This is a genomic window from Arthrobacter sp. TmT3-37 (genome assembly GCF_054510835.1).
Window position 1 is genome coordinate 412,425 of the sequence record NZ_JBTNDU010000001.1, and the last position, 16,020, is coordinate 428,444.

The following is a 16,020-nucleotide window of genomic DNA, read 5'->3' on the forward strand; positions in this document are numbered from 1 at the left end:
TATGCGGCGCCCGCATCCGCGCTCCCGGTCAGGGTTCGAAGCGGTAGCCCATCCCACTCTCGGTCACGAAGTACCGCGGCGAGCCCGGATCGGGCTCGAGCTTCTTGCGCAGCTGTGCCATGTAGACGCGGAGGTACTGCACGTCCTTCGCGTAGGCGGGTCCCCAGACGTCGAGGAGGAGCTGCTGCTGGGAGACGAGCCGGCCCGGGTGCGCGATCAGCCGGTCCACGATCTTCCACTCCGTGGGCGTCAGCCGGACGTCCTTCCCGTCCTTCACGACCCGGCGCGCACCGGCGTCGAGCAGGAAATCGGGCGTCTCGAGGACGGGTGCGGCGGCCTCGACGGCCGCACGCCGGGCGGCCGCACGGAGCCGCGCGAGCAGTTCGTCGAGGCCGAAGGGCTTCGTCACGTAGTCGTCGGCCCCGGCGTCGAGGGCATCGACCTTGTCCTGCGAGCCGTGGCGGGCGGACAGCACGATGATGTGCACCTGCGACCAGCCGCGGATCCGACGGATGACCTCCACCCCGTCGAGGTCCGGCAGGCCGAGGTCCAGCACGATGATGTCCGGGTGGTGCTCGGCCGCGGCGGCGAGTGCCGTCTCGCCGTCGACGGCTGTGACGCACTGGTAGCCGTAGGCGCGGAGGTTGATCTCGAGGGCGCGGAGGAGCTGTGGTTCGTCGTCGACCACCAGCACCCGCGTCACAGGTCCGCCCCGGTCGAGATCGGCAGGCGGATCACGAGCGTCAGCCCGCCGCCGGGGGTCTGCTCGGCGTCGAGCACGCCGCCCATGACCTCGGTGAATCCCTTCGCCACGGCCAGGCCCAGTCCGACGCCGGCTCCGGACGGCGCGTCGTCGAGGCGTTGGAACGGACGGAACATGGTGTCCACGTCGTCGCGGGACACCCCCTGGCCGTGGTCGATGACGCGCAGCTCGCTCGCGGGGAAGCCGTTGATGAGCGCCCTGCCGGTGCCGCCGATGGACGCGGTGACCTCGATCAGCGAGTCCGGGGCGTACTTCCCTGCGTTCTCGACGATGTTCGCGAGGACCCGCTCCAGCAGTCCGGGGTCCGCTTCGATGGCCGGGAGGTTGGGCGGGATGGACACGTGCACGCGGTCCTCGGACACGTTCGCGAGGGCGGGTCCGACGACGTCGATCCACTTGAGCGGCCGCACGTGCGCGTTCACGGCGTCACCGGTGATGCGGGACATGTCCAGCAGGTTGTTGACGAGCGCATCCAGCCTGTCCGAGTAGTCCTCGATGGTCTCGAGGAGTTCGTCCTCGTCCTCCTGCGAGAAGGTCACCTCCGACTGCCGCAGGCTGCTGACCGCGAGCTTGATGCCGGCCAGGGGCGTGCGGAGGTCGTGGGACACCGAACGCAGGATCGCCGTGCGCATGACGTTGCCCTCGACGAGCCGGCGGTTCGTGCGTGTGCTCGCGAGGAGTTCCTGCCGCTGCAGCATCGAGCGCAGTTGCCCGGCGAACGCCGTCAGGAGGCCGCGCTCGCGCCCCGACAGAGGACGCCCGTACAGCGCGAGCGAGAAGTCGCCGTCGACCGCTTCCCTGGTGGTCGCCGTCTCCAGCGTCCAGCGGTCCTCACTCACGCGAGCGGGGGCGTCCGTTCCCTGGGCCGACCCGCCGGTACCCGGCCCGCGACCGGCGGCGCTTGCCTGCCCGCGGCCTGGGGCGCTCGAGGCGGGGCCGGCCGCGTCCTGCTGCCGAGGTGTCGGACGGACGGCCAGCGCCCTGCGTTCCCGGCGGTCTTCGGCCGACGCGCCGTCCTGCCCGGTCTCGTCACTCCCGGCCGCGCTCCTTCCGGTCCCGGTGCTCCCGTCCTCGGGACCGAACAGGGCGACGGCGTCGACGTCGAACTGCGACTGGACGTGCTGCAGGAAGCCCTGGAGCGTGTCCTCCTCCGCGAGCGCACCACGTGCGAGTTCACCGAGCAGAGCCGCCTCCTGCTGCGCCAGCACCGCCTCCCTGGAACGGCGGGCGGAGAGGCCGACGACGAGCGAGACCGCCACCGCGACGGCGATGAAGATGAACACGGTGACCACGTTCTCGGCGTCGGCGATCTCGAGGGAACCGAACGGCTCGGTCGACGTGTAGTTGAGGATGATGCTGCTCCACAGGGCCGCGAGCAGGGCGGGCCAGAGGCCACCGATCAAAGCGACGGCGATGACGCCTGCCAGCTGGAACAGCACGTCGACGACGAGCAGCGAGTTGCCCACCGCGAAGACGGCTGCCTCGAGGAGGGGCGGCAGGGCGAGCGCCACGACGCAGGCGCCGACGACCCGCAGACGGCTGACAGGAGCTGCGAGGGTACGCCGGGCCGCCACGGACATCAGGGGTTCCGGCTACTGGGCACGACGCCGTCGTCGAGCGCGGTGTCCCTGCTGCTCCCGCTCGGGGTCCGCCCGGATCCCGCTGCCGCCTGCTCGTCCATGCTGCTCGGAGCATGGACCGCCAGGCGCCGGGACAGGAGCACCCAGAGCACGGTGATGGCGAGAGCGCAGAAGACGCCGGCGCTCGAGGCCATGAGCCAGCCCGTCGTCAGCTGCGAATTGAGGTCCTGGGCTCCGAACAGCAGGCCGATGGTCTTGGGCGAGTAGATGAAGACCACGAGGGTGATGACGAAGAGGGCCGCAGCTGCCGCGCGGTACGCCCGCAGTTCCGCCGGGAGTCCGGCGGCCTGGCCTGCGAGGACGGCCAGGACCACCACGATCCACACCCAGTGGTGGGACCAGGAGATCGGCGAGATGAGGAGCATGAGCAGCGACGTCATGGCGATGGGCAGGAAGCGGTCACCGCGCCGTCCGGCCGTGCGGATGACGAAGGCCGTCGCGGCGACCAGCAGGAGGGAGCCGAGCAGCCACGGGATGGTGGAGGGGAAGTCGGGCCCGAGGAAATGCAGGATCGCACCGCGGAGGGACAGGTTGTCCACGTAGCCCTCGCCGCCGATGCGGCCAGTGTCACGCAGCATCTGCAGCCAGTAGGTCGCCGATTCCGCGGGCAGCAGGAGGAACCCGAGCGCGATCGTCCCGAAGAAGCCGCCGGCCATCGTGAACAGCTGCTTCCACTCGCCGCGCACGAGGAAGTACAGGCCGAAGACCAGGGGCGTCAGCTTGACGCCCGCGGCGATGCCGGTGAGCAGGCCGGTCGGCATGCGTCGGTGCGGGCCGGAGAGCAGGTCCGCGGCGATCATCGCGAAGAGCAGGATGTTGACCTGGGAGAAGGCCATGGTCTCGCGCCACGGGCCGAGCAGGCAGACCACACCGGTGCCCGCGATGGCCAGCGGCAGGGCTGCGGGGTGCCGCACCACCTCCCGCACACCGCGGAAGCCGCCGAGGTACCGCGTGACGAGGAGGGAGGTCGCAGCGGCGATGAGGACCGATAGCCCCACGAAGAGGAGGGCGCCCGTCTCGGCGCTGACGAGCGTCAGCACGGTGAAGGCCAGGGCCGCGAAGGGCGGGTAGGTGAAGAGGAGCGACCCCTCGCCCTCGCCGAAGGACCGCGTGTAGAGCGAGCCGTCGCCGTCGACCACGGACTGTCCGCCCATCCGGTAGACGCGGAAGTCCAGGCCGATGAAGTCCGCCCAGGCGAACGCCCAGACCCCCAGAGCGGCTGCGACGGCCACTGCGGCGACGACGCCCAGCGCCCGGACCGCTGCCGGGATACTGCGCTGGCTCATGCTTTCCTTCCGATCAACAGGGTGCTGTCACCGGCCCGGGAAACCCTGCGGAACGGCTCATCCAGTGTAGGCACGGCCCCGGGCAGGTGCCCGCGGGCCGATATGGTGGAAATCACCCCGCACCCTCGCGAAAGGTCGATGCACCCATGTCCTCCCCCAGCGGCACCACCATGCCCGCTTCCACCACGGCCATCACCAATGCCCACGTCGTCCCGATCGACGGGGAGCCCTTCGACGGCACCGTCGTCGTGGAGGACGGCCGGATCACGGCCCTCGGCGCCTCCGTTCCGGTGCCCGACGGCGCCACGGTCGTCGATGCGGGCGGCAAGTGGCTGCTCCCGGGCTTCGTCGACGCCCACGTCCACCTCGGGACGCACGAGGAAGGTGAAGGCGCCGCAGGTGACGACACCAACGAGATGACCAACCCGAACACCGCCGGCGTCCGCGCGATCGATGCAGTCAACCCCTTCGACCCCGGCTTCGACGACGCCCTCGCCGGCGGCGTCACCACGGTGAACGTCAACCCCGGCTCCGGAAACCCGATCGGGGGCCTCGCCGTCGCCCTCCACACGCACGGGCGCTACCTCGAGGAGATGGTGCTGCGCTCCCCCAGCGGCCTGAAGTCCGCTCTCGGCGAGAACCCCAAGCGCGTCTACGGCGGCAAGGACAAGACGCCGTCGACCCGACTGGGCACCGCGCTCGTCATCCGTGAGGCGTTTATGAAGGCCCAGAACTACATGGGCAAGGCCGACGAGAACGCGCGCGACCCGCATCTCGAGGCCCTCGCCATGGTGCTGCGCCGCGAGATCCCCTGGCGCCAGCACGCCCACCGTGCCGACGACATCGCCACGGCCCTCCGCATCGCCGACGAGTTCGGCTACGACCTCGTCCTGGACCACGGAACCGAGGCGCACCTGCTCGGCGACGTGCTGGCGGAACGCGGGACCCCCGTGCTGATCGGGCCGCTGTTCACCACGAAGTCCAAGGTGGAGCTGCGCGGCCGCTCCATCGCCAACCCGGGCAAGCTCGCGAGGGCCGGCGTCGAGATCTCGATCATCACCGACCACCCCGTGATCCCGATCAACTTCCTGGTGCATCAGGCCACGCTGGCGGTCAAGGAGGGCCTGGACCGGGAGACGGCGCTGCGCTCCATCACGATCAACCCCGCGAAGGTCCTCGGCCTGGCGGACCGCCTCGGCTCGCTCGCCGTCGGCAAGGATGCGGACCTGGTGCTGTGGAGCGGCGACCCGCTCGACGTCATGCAGCGTGCCCTGCAGGTGTGGATCGGCGGCACGGAGGTCTACTCCTACGACACCGAAACCTCCACCGGCACCGTCGCCCCGCGAGGATAGGCAATCTTGGGTCCCCGTCCGAACGCACTGCCGCCACGGCCGTTCACGCTGCGCGCGGCGATCGTGCTGTGGCTCGTGATCGCGGTGCTGCTGCTGATCGCCGCGGGCACCTTCATCACGTCGGCCGCGATGCAGGACCTCGACCGGGCAGGCTTCATCGGGCTCGGGGCGCTCGCCGTCCTGCAGCTGATCCTCCTGCTCCCGCTGCGCCGGGGCAGGAGGAGCGCCCGCGAGCTGCTGAGCACCATCGGCATCATCGTGGGCGTGCCGATCATCGTCCGCGGGACGCCGGGCCTGTCACTCATCGCGGGGGCGATGCTCGTCGCGGTGCTGCTGATGTGGCTGCCGCAGAGCAGCGACTACTTCCAGCTGACCCAGCCGAAGGCGAAGAAGCGCTTCCGGCTGCCGGGTTCCCGCTAGCGGGGCGTGCCGGCGCGGCGTCGTGCACGGCTTTCGCCCTCGGAAGGGCGTGTCGGGCCAGGACACGCCGCGAAGGACGCCGTCCCCGCCGAAAACACGTGCACGAGGCCGCGGCGGCCCGGCCGACTCCGGACACACGAAGGGCCCCTCCATCAGGAGGGGCCCTTCGCATCAGGACTGGCGCAGTGTGGCGATCGCCTGGTCGAGATCGGTGATCAGGTCCTCGAGGTCCTCGATGCCGACGGACAGCCGGACCAGGTTCTCGGGGACGGCGAGCTCGGTGCCCTTGACGGACGCGTGCGTCATGTCGGACGGGTAGTTCATCAGCGACTCGATGCCGCCGAGGGACTCCGCCAGCAGGAATACGTGCGTCGACTCCGCCACCTTCTTCGCGGCCTCCGCCCCACCCTTGAAGGTCACGGAGATCATCCCGCCGAAGTCCTTCATCTGGGCAGCCGCGAGGTCGTGGCCCGGGTGCTCGGGCAGCCCAGGGTAGTACACGTGCTCCACCTCGTCCTGCTCGAGGAGCCAGCGAGCGATCGCGGTCGCGTTGGAGGAGTGCCGGTCCATGCGCACTCCGAGGGTCTTGAGCCCGCGGGTGGTGAGCCAGGCCTCCATGGGAGCCGACACGGCGCCGACGGCGAACTGGATGAACCCGATCTTCTCGGCGAGCTCGCCGTCGTTCACGACGACGGCCCCGCCGCTGGCGTCCGAGTGCCCGCCGATGTACTTGGTCGTCGAGTGGACGACGACGTCGGCACCGAAGGTGAGCGGCTGCTGCAGGTAGGGCGAGGCGAACGTGTTGTCGACGACGAGCAGGGCACCGGCGTCGTGCGCGAGCTGGGCGGTCGCGGCGATGTCGGTGATCTTCATCATCGGGTTCGACGGCGTCTCGACCCACACCATCCTGGTGTTGTTCGCGGCGATGGCGGACCGGACCGCGTCGGCGTCCGCCATGTCCACGGCGGTGTTGGTGATGCCCCACTGGGACAGCACACGGTCGATCAGGCGGTAGGTGCCGCCGTACGCGTCGTTGCCGAGGACGATGTGGTCGCCCGGACGGAGGGCGGCCCGGATGAGCGCGTCCTCCGCCGCGAGGCCCGACGAGAAGCTGAAGGCGTGCTCGCCGCCCTCGAGCGCCGCGATCTGGACCTGCAGCGCATCACGGGTGGGGTTGGTGCCGCGCCCGTACTCGTAGCCGTTGCGCAGCTTGCCGATGCCGTCCTGCGCGAACGTGGTGGTCTGGTACAGGGGCGGGATCACCGCTCCCGTCGTGGGGTCGGGGGTCTGGCCTGCGTGGACGGCCCGGGTGTTGAAACCCTGGGCGTTCGAGTGCGTCACGATGCTCCTGAGAATCCTGGTGGGAGTGAGTTATCTGCTCATGTACGTCAGCAAGTCGTGGCGCGTCAGAATTCCCACCGGGGACCCGACGTTCGTCACCATCAGCGCGTCGACGTCCTGGAGCCGTTCCCGCGCCGTCTCGACGGATTCGAGCGACCCGATGAGCGGGAGCTTCCCGTCCATGTGCTGCGAGATCTGGTCCGTCAGCTGCGCCTCGCCGCTGAAGATCTTCGCCGTCAGCGACCGCTCGTCGACGGACCCCAGCACCTCCCCCACCCTGACGGGAGGCTTCCGGGACAGCACCGGGAGGCTGGAGACGCCGTGTTCGGCCAGGGTCGCGATGACGTCGCGGACGGTCTCGGTGGGGTGCGTGTGCACGAGGTCCGGCAGCGAGCTGTTCTTGGCGCGCAGCACCTCGCCGACGCTCGCCTCGTCGCCGCCGGCCATAAAGCCGTGGGACTTCATCCAGTCGTCGTTGAAGATCTTGCCGAGGTAGCCGCGGCCGCCGTCGGGCAGGAGGACGACGACGACGTCGTCGGCGGTCAGGTCCTTGGCGACGCGCAACGCGGCGACGACCGCCATACCGCAGGACCCGCCGACCAGCAGCCCCTCCTCGCGGGCGAGGCGCCGGGTCATCTCGAAGCTCTCGGCGTCCGTGACGCCGTGGATCTCGTCCGGGATGGAGGGGTCGTAGGACTCGGGCCACATGTCCTCGCCGACGCCCTCGACGAAGTAGGGGCGTCCGGTGCCGCCCGAGTAGATGGAGCCGTCGGGGTCGGCGCCGATGATGCGTACGGGCCCGCCATCGCGGTCCGCCGAGACCTCCTTCAGGTACCGGCCGGTGCCGGTGATGGTGCCGCCGGTGCCGACGCCGGTGACGAAGTGCGTGAGCTTGCCGTCGGTGTCGTTCCAGATCTCGGGGCCCGTGGTCTCGTAGTGGCTCAGCGGCCCGTTCTGGTTGGAGAACTGGTCGGGCTTGTAGGCACCGGGGATCTCGCGGACGAGGCGGTCGGAGACGCCGTAGTAGGAGTGGGGGCTGTCGGGGGCGACGGCGGTCGGCGTGACCACGACTTCCGCGCCGTAGGCCTTGAGGACGTTGCGCTTGTCCTCGCCCACCTTGTCGGGCACCACGAAGACGCATTTGTAGCCGCGCTGCTGCGCCACGAGGGCGAGTCCGACACCGGTGTTGCCGGAGGTCGGTTCGACGATGGTTCCGCCGGGCTTGATCTTCCCCTCGGCTTCGGCTGCGTCGATGATCTTCGCCGCGATGCGGTCCTTCACCGACCCGCCCGGGTTGAGGTATTCGACCTTCGCGAGGACGGTGGCTGCGATACCGTCGGTGACGGAGTTGAGCCTGACCAGCGGGGTGTTGCCGATCAGGTCGACGATTGAATTGGCATACTTCATGACTACAAAGTTACCGGCTGGTGCCCGCACGACCATGCCGCCGTTACGCCGCGGGACGCGACCCGACCTGCTACTGCCCCTGGATCGGAGCCCGCCCGTGACCCTGCGCACTGCCTCCCGGGCGATCCTGCCGGTCCTCGCCCTGGCCTGCATCGCCGCCGGCCTGCTGCCCGGCCCTGCCCTGGCCGGACTGTGGGAGCGTATCTGGCCGATCCTGCTCTTCGTGACCGCCATGACGGTGGTTACGGACCTGCTCTTCGCGGCGGGCGTCTTCGAACGGATCATCGCGGCGTCGGCGCGCCTGGCCGGGGGCCGCACGATCGTGCTGTGGCTCGTGACCGTCGTCCTCGCCGTGGGCTGCACCGTCTTCTTCTCGCTGGATACGACGGCGGTGCTGCTCACGCCCCTGGTGGTGCTGCTCGCCCGGCGGAGCGGGCTCCCTCCCCTGCCCTTCGCGATGACGATCGTCTGGCTCGCCAATACGGCGTCCCTGCTCCTGCCGGTGTCCAACCTGACGAACCTCCTGGTGCAGGAGCGGCTGCAGCTCACTCCGGCGGCCTTCGCAGGGCTCGTTTACGGCCCGGCGGTGGTGGGCATCGTCGTGCCGTGCGCCGTCCTGCTCCTGATCTTCCGCCGGCAGCTGTCCGGCCGCTTCTCACCCGCCGCACCCCGCGCAGCGGAGGACCGCGTCCTGCTGCTGTGCGGTTACGCGGTCCTCGCACTCCTGGTGCCCGCCCTGGTCAGCGGGATCCCGGTGGCGGCGAGTGCGAGCGTGGCCGCCGGCGTCCTCCTGGTCCTCTTCGCGGTCCGGCGACGCAGCACGCTGACCTTCCGGCTGATCCCGGTGAATCCGCTCGTCCTGGCCCTCAGCCTCTTCGTGCTCGTCACGGCGGCCCAGGCGCAGGGCCTCGACGCCGGGATAACTCCCGTGGCCGGGACCGGGGCGGGACTCGCGGACCTCCTGCAGCTCGCGGCCGTCGGTGCCGCCGGCGCCAATGCCGTCAACAACCTGCCCGCCTACCTGGCCCTGGAACCGCTGGCCGGCTCCCCCCTCCGCCTGGCAGCACTGCTCATCGGTGCGAACCTCGGGCCGCTCGTCACCCCCTGGGGATCGCTCGCGACCCTGCTGTGGGCCGAACGGCTGCAGTCCCTCGGCCTGTCCGTCCGATGGGTGCCGTTCGCGCTGGCGGGACTGCTGGTGACGGCGCTGACGCTGCCCGCGGCCGTCGTCGTGCTGTGGTGGACGGGGTCCTGAGCCTAGGCTGGGTTGGTAAGCAGCCTGCCGATGAAGGGAACCGACCATGACGAACACCATGACGAACACCTACCGGATCGCTGCGATCGCCGGCGACGGCATCGGCAAGGAGGTCATGCCGGAGGGGTTGCGCGCGCTCCGGACGGCCGCGGACAGGTACGGCTTCGGGGTCGAGGTCACGGAGTTCGACTACGCCAGCGCCGACTACTACCTCGAACACGGGCAGATGCTGCCGGACGGCTGGTTCGAGGAACTGCGCGGCTTCGACGCGATCTTCTTCGGGGCCGTCGGCTGGCCCGACGTCGTGCCGGACCACGTGTCGCTCTGGGGCAGCCTGCTGCAGTTCCGGCGCCACTTCGACCAGTACGTGAACCTGCGTCCGGTGCGGTTGCTGCCGGGGATCACCAGTCCCCTGGCCGGCAGGAAGCCGGGCGACGTCGACTTCTACGTGGTCCGCGAGAACACCGAGGGCGAGTACTCGAGCGTCGGCGGCAGGATGTTCGAGGGCACGGACCGCGAGACGGTCATCCAGGACACCGTCATGACCCGTACCGGCGTGGACCGCATCCTGAAATACGCCTTCGAGCTCGCCCGGAAGCGGGAGAAGAAGCACCTGACGTCGGCCACGAAGAGCAACGGCATCTCGATCACCATGCCGTACTGGGACGAGCGCGTGGAGGCGATGGCGGCCGGCTACGAGGACGTGCGCACGGACAAGTTCCACATCGACATCCTCTGCGCGAACTTCGTCCTCCACCCCGACTGGTTCGACGTCGTCGTGGCCAGCAACCTCTTCGGCGACATCCTGTCCGATCTCGGGCCGGCATGCACGGGCACCATCGGGGTCGCACCCAGCGGCAACATCAACCCCGACCGGACCTTCCCCAGCCTCTTCGAGCCGGTGCATGGCTCGGCGCCGGACATCGCGGGCAAGGGGATCGCCAATCCGGTCGGCCAGATCTGGAGCGCCTCGATGATGCTGGAGCACCTCGGCGAGCCGGAGGCGGCCGCCGCGATCCTCGGCGCCATCGAGTCGGTGCTGGCCGCCGGCGGTGACACCCTCACCCGGGACCTCGGCGGTACCGGGACGACGGCGTCGCTCGGCGAGGCGATCGCGTCGACGATCCGTGGGTGATCCGCGGCCCTAGCGCCCCGCCCCGTCGGCGGAGACCTCCCACAGGCGGGCACCCGCGCCGGCCGCGCCGCGCGACTCGACCACGCGCCGGGTCCGCTCGCGCACCGCTGCCTCGTGCTCCGGGGACGAGCAGGCCCCGACCGGCCGATCGGGGGCGACGGAACACCAGCGGTAGGGTGCCGCGACGATCAGGGACGGCACCCAGTCGAAGCCGGAGACGGACCAGCCGCCGCCGGCAGCCCGGCTCAGCCGGACCCGGATCATCAGGCCTTCGTTGTTGACCTCGTGGGCGGGTGACAGCTCTGTCACCCCGTTGCCCAGCCCGTACGCGATCCACGTGCCGTTGTAGCGCTCGACCGGCAGGACCGAGTGGGTGTGGTGGCCGTAGACGACGTCGATCTCGCCGCTGTCCGCGAGCGCGTGGGCGACCTCCACCTGCTGGGCGTTCGGGACGGAAGCGTATTCGTCGCCGGCGTGCAGTGCAGCGATCACGATGTCCGCCCCCTGGCCCCGGGCCGCCGTCGCCTTCGCGATCATGTCCTGCGCATCGATCAGGTCCACGCGCCACGGCTCGTCGGGCACCAGTCCGTTCAGCCCGTACGTCGCCTCGATGACCGCCACCCTCGCCTGTGGCTGGTCGAGGATCAGGACCTCCTCCGCATCGGCGGCGCTCGCATAGGACCCCGTGTGGTCGAGGCCCACCGCGTCCAGCGCCGCGAGCGTGCGTTCCACCCCCTGGGTGCCCCAGTCGATGGTGTGGTTGCTCGCGGTGGTGCACGCGTCGTATCCGACGTCCTTCGCCGCGGCGAGGATCTGCGGCGGGACGTTGAACTGCGGATAGCCGCTGAACGGTCCTTCCGCGTCGGCCACGGGTGTCTCGAGGTGGCAGACGCCGAGCGTGCCGGCCGCGAGATAGGGGCGCTGGCCCGCGAGCAACGGCCCGAAGTCCAGCGGAAGTCGGCCCGTCACCGCCGCGTCCGCCGCGGCCTGCTCCCACAGCTGCGGGTGCACCAGGAGGTCTCCCGTCAGGACGATGCCGACGCAGTCCTCGCATGCCGGCGGGGACGGTGACGGTTGCGGCGACCTGCTCGGCGAGGTGCGAGGGGATGCTGCCTGCGGTGCGGGATCCTGCGACGCCCGCCCGGAACGGTCCACCGTGCACCCTGCGCACAGCAGGGCCATCACGACGAGGAGGACGAGGAGCCCGGGCGCGACGAACTGCCACCCCCGATTCCTCTGGGCCTCCACCATCGGCTGTTCCTCAGGACGATTCCACCGGATGCCTGATGCTACTCCCGCGCGACCCCGCGTGACACGCCGTCGGACATCGGGACAGCACGGCCTCCGTGGGACGATTGAGGCATGAGCATCGCCCCCGCCGTCGTGCCCCCGGGTGCGGAAGCCGCGGAGTGGATCCCCGACGGACCCTACAATCTCGCCGCGACGATCGGCACGCTGCAGTGCGGCACCCACGACCCCTCCTTTCTCGTGCAGGGACCCGACTCCTGGCTCGCCTTCCGTACCGTCGACGGCCCCGTCACGCTCTCCCTGCGACAGCGGGGCTCCCTGACCAGCAGCCGCATCCAGGCGAACGCCTGGGGGCCAGGGGCTGCCCGGGCGCTGGCATCCCTTCCCCGCCTGCTGGGAGCGCACGACGACTGGACCGCCTTCGACTGCGCCGAGTTCCGGGCCACGCTGCCCGACCTCGCCCGCAAGGGCCGGTACCTCAATCCCGGCCTGCGCCTTCCGTCGTCGGGGCGGATGCTCGACACGGTGGCCCGGGCGATCCTCGAACAGAAGGTCACCGGCATCGAGGCCAAGCGCGCCTGGCGCTACCTGCTCGTCCGCTACGGCGACCCCGCCCCGGGTGCCGGTGGCGTCGCTCCCGCGGCACTCCGCCTTCCCCCGACCGCCGAGCAGTGGCGCCGCGTCCCGTCCTGGGACTGGCACAAGGCCGGCGTGGACGCGAAACGCTCGGCCACCATCCTCAAGGCGGCCCTCGTGGCGACCGGGCTGGAACGGCTCGCGTCCCTGCCGGGCGGTGACGCGGTCCGTGCCGGCCTGCGGTCCGTGCCCGGCATCGGCGTGTGGACGGCGGCCGAGGTGGTGCAGCGGACGCACGGCTGTCCCGACTCGATCTCCGTCGGCGACTACCACCTCGCGGCCTATGTCGGTGCTGCGCTCACCGGGCGGCGGACCGACGACGCCGGGATGATCGAGCTGCTCGCGCCGTGGCAGGGGCAGCGCCAGCGCGTGGTGCGGTCCCTGTACTCGAGCGGCTTCCGCAAGCCCACCTTCGGTCCCCGCCTCTCCCCCGAGGACCACCGCCGGCGCTAGGCCCGCCTTGTGCGCGTGACACGATGCGGCGGCCGATCCGGGCGCCGCTAGGGTGGAGGCATGAGCCGACCCGTAGACGTCACCGCAGTATTCACCCCGCTCGACGGCGAGTTCTTCCGCGTGAAGCTCGCCCTGGACATCGCCATCGAACAGGTGGTGCAGGAGCCCGGCTGCATCCGGTACGAGATCACCGAAGCGCAGGAGGACCGCATCGTCCTCACCGAGCAGTGGGAGTCCACCGACCTGCTGGACACGCACCTGCGCGGCCCCGCCGTCCAGGACCTCGGCGAATCGCTGAGCGCCCTGCTGGCCAGGCCCGTGGAGATGGTGCGGTCGGACCAGGCCGCCTAGCACCGGAACGAGAGAAGCCCCGCACTCGAGGAGTGCGGGGCTTCCGTTCGGAAGGACGGCTACTGCGCGTCGCCGGCGGTGTCGCCCTGCGCCTGCTGCTGCGCGATCTGCTCGTGCACGGCCTTCATGTCCAGGCCCTTGACGGCGTCGACCAGCTCACCGAACTGCGTCGCGTTGAGCGCGCCGGGCTGGGAGAAGACGAGGACCTTCTCGCGGAACGCCATCAGCGTGGGGATGGAGGTGATCCCCGCGGCTGCGGCGAGCGACTGCTCGGCCTCGGTGTCGACCTTCGCGAAGGTGACGTCCTCGTGCTGCTGCGAGACGGCGTCGTACACCGGTGCGAACTGCTTGCACGGCCCGCACCAGTCGGCCCAGAAGTCAACGAACACGATGTCGTTGCCCTCGATGGTCTCGGGGAAGCTTGCCTCAGTGATATTGATTGTCGACATCCTTCAACGCTAGCGACCCCCTGGACCCTTGTCAGGCCTGTTCGCTACCGATGAAGTGCCCGCCCACCCACCCTTTTCTCCGGAGGCCAGCATGACCGACCCCTACGACCTCGCACGATTCGTCGACGCGCAGGACGCCCACGGCACCTACGACCAGGCCCTCGCCGAGCTGCGGAACGGCCGGAAGACGGGGCATTGGATGTGGTTCGTCTTCCCGCAGGTGGCAGGACTCGGTAGCAGCCCGACGTCGGTCCGGTACGCCATCGGCTCCCTCGAGGAGGCACGCGCCTACATCGCGCATCGGGTCCTGGGCCCCCGCCTCATGGAGAGTGTCCACGCCCTCCTCAATCTGCAGGGCGGCGATCCGGTGGCGGTGCTCGGCGGGATCGATGCCCGCAAGCTGCAGTCCTCCATGACGCTCTTCGACCGGGCCGGGCCGCAGGAGCCGTGGTTCAGGGCGCTGCTGGACCGGTACTACGCGGGGGCGGAGGACGAGGCGACGACGTCGATCCTCGACGGCTGACGCCGTCGCTCCGGCCCTGTCGCTCCGGCCCTATTCGCCCGTCCCGGTGGCGTGCGTGAGCGAGGCGCGACCGGCGAGGATCACGCCCGCCGCGACGAGCACCATGACCGCGGCGACGGCGTAGGTGGCGCGGGGATCGAAGACCTCGGCCAGCTTCGTCGCGGCGAAGGGTGCGAGCGCCCCGCCCATCCACCGGACGAAGTTGTAGCCGGCCGAGGCGACGGGCCGCGGCGCGGTCGAGACACCCATGGCGAGTTCCGTGTACAGGGTGTTGTTGATGCCCAGCAGGGCGCCGGAGACGACCACCAGGACGACGACGGCGGTCACCGAACGCTCGGCGGCCAGGGTGAGGCCGACGAGCACGAGGGCCAGGGCCGCGAGGGTCAGGAGCAGCACGCGGGTGGTGCCGAGCATGCGCTGCAGCACGGGTGCCACGAGGACCGAGAAGATGGCCACCATCAGGCCCCAGCCGAAGAACACCGCACCGATCCCGTACGCGTCCATGCCGAGGACGAAGGGGGTGAACGCCAGGATCGTGAAGAACCCGTAGTTGTAGAACAGGGCGCTGGATGCGGTGGTGCGCAGGCCCTTGTGTCCGAGCGCGACGAGCGGTGCCGTGAGCGACGTCGTGGTAGCGGGCCGGGGCGTGGCGGGCAGCAGGATGATCAGGGCGAGAAATGCCGCGGCCATGAGGACGGCGGTGCCGAAGAAGGGCGCGCGCCACTGCCAGCCGCCGAGGAGCGCACCGAGCAACGGGCCGAGGGAGATCCCGAGGCCGAGGGCGGCCTCGTAGAGGATGATCGCCGTCGCGGTACCGCCACTGGCCACACCGACGATCACGGCGAGCGCGGTGGCCACGAAGAGCGCGTTGCCGAGGCCCCAGCCGGCGCGGAAGCCGACCAGGGTGGCGACGTCGCCGGACAGGCCGGCGAGCGAGGCGAACACCACGATCAGGCCCAGCCCGAGCAGGAGTGTCCGCTTGCCACCGATGCGTGAGGAGATGACGCCGGTCACGAGCATCGCGACGGCCGTCACGAGGAAGTAGCTCGTGAACAGCAGGGACACCTGGCTCGGTGAGGCCTGGAGGTTCTCGGCGATGGCCGGGAGGATCGGGTCGACGAGGCCGATTCCCATGAAGGCGAAGACGGCCGCCAAAGCTGTGGCCCAGACGGCTCTGGGCTGCCGGAAGAAGGACTGCTTCTCCTCGGCAAGGACCGTTGCGGGCTGCGCGGCCTGTGCGTGGGTGGTCACTCGGGTACTCCTAGGCTGTGTGGTTCAGTTTTTCGATGATCGGCAGGGCGGCGGCCAGTGTCGCGCGGTCATCGTCGTCGAGTTGTTCCAGCAGTGCCGCGACGCGTTCGTTGCGGCGCCTGCCGGCCGCCTCCCAGGCCTCGCGGCCGGTCTCCGTCAGCTGGACGAGGACGGCACGGGAATCGGTCGGATCGGGCTGCCGGAGGACGAGCCCCGCCTGCTCCAGCTTGATGATCTGCTCGGTCGCCGACGGGACGCGGATGCCGAGGTTCGCGGCGACCCGGCTCACGCGGAGCGGTTCGTCCGCGGCCATGCTCAGGGTGCTCATCTGCATGGTGGTCAGTTCCCCGTCGCTGTCCATGGACCGGCTGAGGTAGACGGCGTGGCGCAGGGTGGTGCGGAAGGACTGCGCGAGGGCCAGCAGCTGCGTATCCGTCGGAGGAAGGCTCATAGTTAGGTAGCCTAACATTTTCGGGCGGTGTTCTCAATCGACGGCGGTGCCGAGCCCCG

16 protein-coding genes are annotated in these 16,020 nt (G+C 70.3%); 7 read left to right on the forward strand and 9 right to left on the reverse strand.

The window, feature by feature from the left end; translation table 11 throughout:
- Positions 1-28: 28 nt before the first annotated feature.
- The 3 genes from ACX80U_RS01940 to ACX80U_RS01950 are packed head-to-tail and all read right to left on the reverse strand — an operon-like array spanning position 29 to position 3,689.
- Positions 29-703 carry a response regulator gene (locus ACX80U_RS01940; protein ID WP_459267214.1) on the reverse strand — a complete coding sequence of 225 codons (675 nt, stop codon included), beginning with the start codon at positions 701-703 and terminating at the stop codon, positions 29-31.
- A complete protein-coding gene (locus tag ACX80U_RS01945) occupies positions 700-2,343 on the reverse strand; it encodes a sensor histidine kinase (protein WP_459267215.1) in 1,644 nt (547 codons plus the stop codon). Before ACX80U_RS01945 ends, ACX80U_RS01940 begins: the two co-directional genes overlap by 4 nt.
- Positions 2,343-3,689, reverse strand: a complete 1,347-nt coding sequence (locus ACX80U_RS01950; RefSeq protein ID WP_459267216.1) for a glycosyltransferase 87 family protein — start codon at positions 3,687-3,689, stop codon at positions 2,343-2,345. Before ACX80U_RS01950 ends, ACX80U_RS01945 begins: the two co-directional genes overlap by 1 nt.
- A gap of 146 nt (positions 3,690-3,835) precedes the next feature.
- On the opposite strand from ACX80U_RS01950, the gene ACX80U_RS01955 reads away from it, so the two are divergent.
- Positions 3,836-5,041, forward strand: coding sequence for an amidohydrolase (locus ACX80U_RS01955; protein ID WP_459267217.1), 1,206 nt, complete (start codon positions 3,836-3,838; stop codon positions 5,039-5,041).
- A gap of 6 nt (positions 5,042-5,047) precedes the next feature.
- On the forward strand, positions 5,048-5,461 hold the full coding sequence (locus ACX80U_RS01960) for a hypothetical protein (RefSeq protein WP_459267218.1): 414 nt from the start codon (positions 5,048-5,050) through the stop codon (positions 5,459-5,461).
- Between the two features lie 171 nt (positions 5,462-5,632).
- On the opposite strand, the gene ACX80U_RS01965 is transcribed toward ACX80U_RS01960, so the two are convergent.
- Positions 5,633-6,802, reverse strand: coding sequence for a cystathionine gamma-synthase (locus tag ACX80U_RS01965; RefSeq protein ID WP_459267219.1), 1,170 nt, complete (start codon positions 6,800-6,802; stop codon positions 5,633-5,635).
- Between the two features lie 30 nt (positions 6,803-6,832).
- Positions 6,833-8,209 (reverse strand): cystathionine beta-synthase, encoded by a 1,377-nt coding sequence (locus tag ACX80U_RS01970; RefSeq protein ID WP_459267220.1) that lies wholly within the window; start codon positions 8,207-8,209, stop codon positions 6,833-6,835.
- A 97-nt stretch (positions 8,210-8,306) separates the two neighbouring features.
- Here ACX80U_RS01970 and ACX80U_RS01975 point away from each other — a divergent pair, with 97 nt between their 5' ends.
- Both ACX80U_RS01975 and ACX80U_RS01980 read left to right on the forward strand, forming a co-directional pair.
- Positions 8,307-9,464 carry an ArsB/NhaD family transporter gene (locus ACX80U_RS01975; protein WP_459267221.1) on the forward strand — a complete coding sequence of 386 codons (1,158 nt, stop codon included), beginning with the start codon at positions 8,307-8,309 and terminating at the stop codon, positions 9,462-9,464.
- Between the two features lie 58 nt (positions 9,465-9,522).
- On the forward strand, positions 9,523-10,599 hold the full coding sequence (locus tag ACX80U_RS01980; RefSeq protein ID WP_133082343.1) for a tartrate dehydrogenase: 1,077 nt from the start codon (positions 9,523-9,525) through the stop codon (positions 10,597-10,599).
- A gap of 9 nt (positions 10,600-10,608) precedes the next feature.
- Here the strand turns inward: ACX80U_RS01980 and ACX80U_RS01985 are convergent, their stop codons facing one another.
- Entirely contained in the window at positions 10,609-11,850 is a 1,242-nt protein-coding gene (locus ACX80U_RS01985; protein WP_459267222.1) for a CapA family protein, read from the reverse strand.
- 111 nt (positions 11,851-11,961) lie between these two features.
- Between ACX80U_RS01985 and ACX80U_RS01990 the strand changes: the two genes are divergently transcribed.
- Entirely contained in the window at positions 11,962-12,936 is a 975-nt protein-coding gene (locus tag ACX80U_RS01990) for a DNA-3-methyladenine glycosylase family protein (protein WP_459267223.1), read from the forward strand.
- A gap of 60 nt (positions 12,937-12,996) precedes the next feature.
- Positions 12,997-13,287 (forward strand): putative quinol monooxygenase, encoded by a 291-nt coding sequence (locus ACX80U_RS01995; protein WP_133082340.1) that lies wholly within the window; start codon positions 12,997-12,999, stop codon positions 13,285-13,287.
- Between the two features lie 59 nt (positions 13,288-13,346).
- On the opposite strand, the gene trxA is transcribed toward ACX80U_RS01995, so the two are convergent.
- Positions 13,347-13,736: a thioredoxin gene (gene trxA, locus ACX80U_RS02000; RefSeq protein ID WP_133082339.1), complete on the reverse strand. Its 390-nt coding sequence runs from the start codon at positions 13,734-13,736 to the stop codon at positions 13,347-13,349.
- 91 nt (positions 13,737-13,827) lie between these two features.
- Between trxA and ACX80U_RS02005 the strand changes: the two genes are divergently transcribed.
- Complete coding sequence (locus ACX80U_RS02005; protein WP_459267224.1) at positions 13,828-14,259, forward strand: DUF1810 domain-containing protein; 432 nt, start codon at positions 13,828-13,830, stop codon at positions 14,257-14,259.
- 30 nt (positions 14,260-14,289) lie between these two features.
- Here the strand turns inward: ACX80U_RS02005 and ACX80U_RS02010 are convergent, their stop codons facing one another.
- Together ACX80U_RS02010 and ACX80U_RS02015 are read right to left on the reverse strand one after the other, a co-directional pair.
- On the reverse strand, positions 14,290-15,510 hold the full coding sequence (locus ACX80U_RS02010) for an MFS transporter (RefSeq protein WP_459267225.1): 1,221 nt from the start codon (positions 15,508-15,510) through the stop codon (positions 14,290-14,292).
- Between the two features lie 10 nt (positions 15,511-15,520).
- Positions 15,521-15,961, reverse strand: coding sequence for a MarR family winged helix-turn-helix transcriptional regulator (locus ACX80U_RS02015; protein ID WP_459267226.1), 441 nt, complete (start codon positions 15,959-15,961; stop codon positions 15,521-15,523).
- Between the last annotated feature and the right edge of the window lie 59 nt (positions 15,962-16,020).